The organism is Armatimonas sp. (genome assembly GCF_031410135.1).
Lineage (GTDB): Bacteria > Armatimonadota > Armatimonadia > Armatimonadales > Armatimonadaceae > Armatimonas.
On sequence record NZ_JANNYP010000469.1, the window covers coordinates 1 to 1,395 of the forward strand.

Annotated in this window: 1 protein-coding gene; it reads right to left on the reverse strand. The window is 62.5% G+C overall.

Annotated elements, in window-relative coordinates; genetic code table 11:
- Positions 1-2 precede the first annotated feature (2 nt).
- Positions 3-1,395, reverse strand: a 1,393-nt coding sequence (dxs, locus tag RMO15_RS17475) for a 1-deoxy-D-xylulose-5-phosphate synthase (protein WP_309714755.1), incomplete at its 5' end; no start/stop codon positions are given.

Sequence of the window (1,395 nt, forward strand, 5' to 3'; positions counted from 1 at the left end):
GGTTAGCGGAGCACCGGGACTTTGAGCAGGCTCTCCGCAGCTTTGACAATCGCGGCGGCGTCCATCCCGACGAGCTCGCGTAGCTTGGGGATCGGGCCGTGCTCGACGAAGTGGTTCGGGAGGCCGATGCGCGTGACTTGCACGTCGGTGAGGCCACGGTCGGCGAGGAGCTCGACAATCGCGCTACAAAAGCCTCCGGCCAGAATGCCGTCCTCGACGGTGATGAGCTTCTTGGTGCGGCGGGCGAGCGCCAGGATCGCCACTTCATCGAGTGGCTTGACCCAGCGGGCGTTAATCACCTCCACCGAGTGGCCTTGCGATTCCAGCGTATTGGCGGCGATGAGCGCCTCGCTGGCAATCGGGCCGTAGGTGAGAATTCCGATATCATCGCCGCGCCGTAGGGTCTCGGACTGCCCAAGCTGGATCGGGGCGCAGGTGTCGGTGAGGTTCTCGCCGCCACCACGCGGGTAGCGCAGGGCGATGGGGCCTTTGCGATACGCCAGCGCGAACTTGGTCATCTCGCGCAGCTCCTGGGGGTCCTTGGGCGAGAGCATCACCAGGTTGGGGATCGAGCGCAGGTAGGCAATGTCCATCGTCCCGTGGTGCGTCGCGCCGTCGTCACCGACGAGGCCCGCGCGGTCAATCGCAAAGACCACAGGCAGGTTCTGGATGCAGACATCGTGGACGATCTGGTCGTAGGCACGCTGCAAGAACGTCGAGTAGATCGCGCAGACCGGGGTAAAGCCCTCGGCGGCGAGCCCGGCGGCAAAAGTGACGGCATGCTGCTCCGCGATCCCGACATCGAAGAAGCGCTTGGGGAACTTATCGGCGAACTTGGCCAGGCCCGTGCCATCGGGCATGGCGGCGGTGATCGCGACCACCTTATCGTTGTTGACCGCGACTTCGTTTAGGCTCTCGACAAAGGCCTGGGTGTAGGTGACCCCACTAGACTTCTTCTCCATCTTGCCGTCTTCAATCGAGAAGCCGGTGGTCGCGTGCCAGGTGCGCTGGTCTTTCTCGGCGGGCTCGTAGCCCTTGCCCTTGGTGGTCAGGACATGGAGCAGAACCGGGCCTTCAAGGTGCTTGGCATGCTCAAAGACCTGGACGAGAAATTCCGTGTCGTGGCCGTCAATGGGACCAATGTACTGAAAGCCCAGCTCCTCGAAGAAAATGCCCGTGTTCGCCGGTGCCGCAAAGTGCGTGGCGGCGTGCTTAGCCCCGGCGGCGGTTCGGTAGAGCAGGCCATCTTTGTTAAGGTTGCGCTTGACCGAGCTCTCGATTTTTTGGTAGGTGGGCATCAGCCGCAGCTTGGCCAGATAGGTCGCCAGCGCCCCGACGTTCTCGGCGATACTCATCTCGTTGTCATTGAGTACGACAAGCATCTTGGTCTTCTGG